The following is a 2,888-nucleotide window of genomic DNA, read 5'->3' on the forward strand; positions in this document are numbered from 1 at the left end:
AGCGTGCTACATGATCCAGGTGTCTCGGGGTCCCTGGGCCATGATGGTGAACATGCCTGGGCCATGGTCGCGAACAACGACAAAGGGGTTGTTGGAGCTATGGTGCTGGTCATCCATCGTCTGCGTCTTTGCTACGTGCCTCGTCCATCGCGATCAGATCAGCATGGACGATCGAGAGGAGCAAATCGCTGCGCAGCGGCCTTCTGCGAACAGCTACCGGGATAGAGGCTCGACCGCGTGATTCGAGTCCGGATACGAACCCCGCCGAGAGGCCCCGAAGTACAGCCGTCGGGGGCTCCCTCTCCACACCGTCCCATCGAGCGATTCCGATTGCTCACTACGCAACCCGCCAACGTGCTCGGAGTCGTCCGCAGCCGTGAGGCGCTATGCAGAGCCCACGGGTCTGCGCAGCTTGCGTGGCCGAGTGCCCAGCGCCACGCCGACCTCGCGGGCAAGCCGTAGGCCGTCGAGCTCGCTCAACATTCGACCCGAGCGACAGATCTCGGGGGCGGTCCTCTGGGAGAGCAGGATCCAGGAGTACGTGCCGATCGCGGACGCAAGGACACCGTCGACCAGGCTGCGACCGACGGGCGAGCCCACGACGACGGCGAATCAACGGGTGCGGTACGACGAGCAGGGCGTAACGCTGTCGCACGAACCGGGGTGCGGAGCAGTGGTGGTTCGTCTGCGGGCGTAGGGGCAGGCGCCCGCGGTGAGACAGGGGCCCTCGGTCGACCAGCGCACGTTCGATCGGCCAACTCCGCGGGATGGGACTCGGCCACGTCGGGCAGGTGCACGGTCGTGCTCTCGCCAGAGCCGGCCACCGGGGTGACGCTCTCGTGCTCGACCGCTCCGCCCCGCGGCTTCGGCCCGGCCGAGCCGTCTGCGACGGCGGGATCCTCGACGTCCACGGGCTCGCCCGCCAGGCGTACCTCCTCGATCGCGCTGACCTCTTCCCGGTCCTCCACTTCAGGAGCGGCGTCGGTGGCCTCGCGCTTCTGCCCTCCGCGGACCATCCTCGTGAGCTCCTCGATCGCTCGTTGCACGTCGACGACCGCCTCGGGCTCGGCGGGGCCGGTCGTAGCGTCGGCTTGGCCCGCGGGTTCGGGCGCCGTGTTGGCGGCCTTGAGCGTCGCTCGCCCAAAGATCATCGCCGTGAGTCGCTCCGCCTCTCGCGCCACGTCGATGACCGTCTCGGGCTCGTCGAGCTCCGTCGTCGTCGTATCCGCCTCGGGCTCGTCGAGCTCCGTCGTCGCCGTGACCACCTCGGGCTCCCGGGCGGGCACGTTCTCGTCGACGGGGGGCTCGTCGGCGGTCTCCTCGTTCTCCGGCGCGGGCTCGGCCCATTCGTCGACCTTGGTCCAGTCGAACCTTGGGATCGCCGCCTCGATCCGGGACATCAAGGTTTGGACGATGGCTCGCTCACCGACCCTCTCATGCCGGGATACCGTGAACTCCGTGCCGTTGGGGCCGCGCACCGTCGCATCGACCATGTGGCCCCGCGGAGTGAGAACGAGCGCTCGCCGACGTCGTTCCGCGCTGGTGGACATGGGATGGCGCTGCCGGTACGCGAAGTTGAACCGGCTCACGTTGACCTCGCCGACCGATGCGGCCCAATCGCGCACCTCCATCAGCGCGCGCGCATCCTCCCAACGTAGAACCTGCTCTCGCCGTCTCTCCGCCCGCTTCCTCGCGTGGTACTCGGCCATGACCCTGGCCACCTTGGCACTGTGGTCGCGATCCTGGGGCTCCTCCCGAAGAGGGCCAGCCGAGGGGGCAGTGTCCTCCGGCTCCTCGTCGGGATCGAGCCTGCGACGGCCACGGACGTCCTCCACGAGGGCCATGGCGCTGTGAAAGGACGGCGGCATCCAGCGGCCGAAGTGCCCCGCGGTGAGAGGCTGGATCGGGGCGCGCAGCGTAGCGGACCCGTCGAGCTGCGTGGCGAGAATCCCCTCTTCGAGCACCGTGATGATTTGGTTCCCCGGAAGAATTCGTGAGCCGAGGGACGGTGATCCGCGCCCGAGCCGAGCAACTCGCAGCGGTGAGAGGGACGCGCGGGCTCGCGGTCGCTGACTCGAGCGCGACGGGCTGAGCCCTACGCAGGTCGAGGCCGAACATGGACCGGGGCCGTTGGGCGGCAGAGCAACGGACCACGGGCAAAGCGCATCTCGGAGGAGCGAGGATGGAGTTGCAACACAACCAACCGACTCCCAAAGCCCGAGATGCAGCTCAAGACTTTGCTCAACCACGTCCAGAAACACAAGGGCTTCGTCTACGACCGTGCCGAGCTCCGCGAGGGCGCAAGGGAGCGCTTGGTCGTCTGGATCCGCCCCGATACCCGGTGCCGGTTGCTGTGCTCCAAGTGCGAGCACCCCGCGCCGTACTACGACACCCAGAAGGACACTCGGTACTTCCAGTTCGTCCCGCTGTGGGGTCTGCTGGTGTTCTTCGCGTACACCATGCGCCGGGTCAAGTGCCCGCGGTGCGGGGTCAAGGTCGAGGCGATCCCGTGGGCCAAGGGCAAGAGCCCCACGACGACGACCTACGCGTGGTTCTTGGCGCACTGGTCCAAGAAGATGAGCTGGCAGGAGGTCGCCCGTACCTTCCACACGACCTGGGACACCGTCTTTCGAGCCGTGAGCCTGGCCGTGCAATGGGGGCTGGAACACCGCGATCTGACAGGAATTCGGGCGATTGGCGTCGACGAGGTGCTGTGGCACCGCGGCCACAAGTACCTGACGGTGGTCTACCAGATCGACGCGCACTGCCGTCGGCTGCTGTGGATGGGGCAGGACCGCACCAAGGTACGAGGTCGCCCTGACCCGTCTTGCAGGCGCGCCGGACCTCTGGTGCACCGCACGTCCGGTGTCCGACCACCGCACGCTCGA

1 protein-coding gene is annotated in these 2,888 nt (G+C 67.7%); it reads left to right on the forward strand.

Features of this window, described 5'->3' with window-relative positions; translation table 11 throughout:
• Window positions 1-2,222: 2,222 nt before the first annotated feature.
• A partial coding sequence (locus OEB96_RS00520; protein WP_266213408.1) for a transposase occupies window positions 2,223-2,888 on the forward strand: 666 nt, incomplete at its 3' end.

This window comes from Paraliomyxa miuraensis (assembly GCF_026337845.1).
Lineage (GTDB): Bacteria > Myxococcota_A > Polyangia > Nannocystales > Nannocystaceae > Paraliomyxa > Paraliomyxa miuraensis.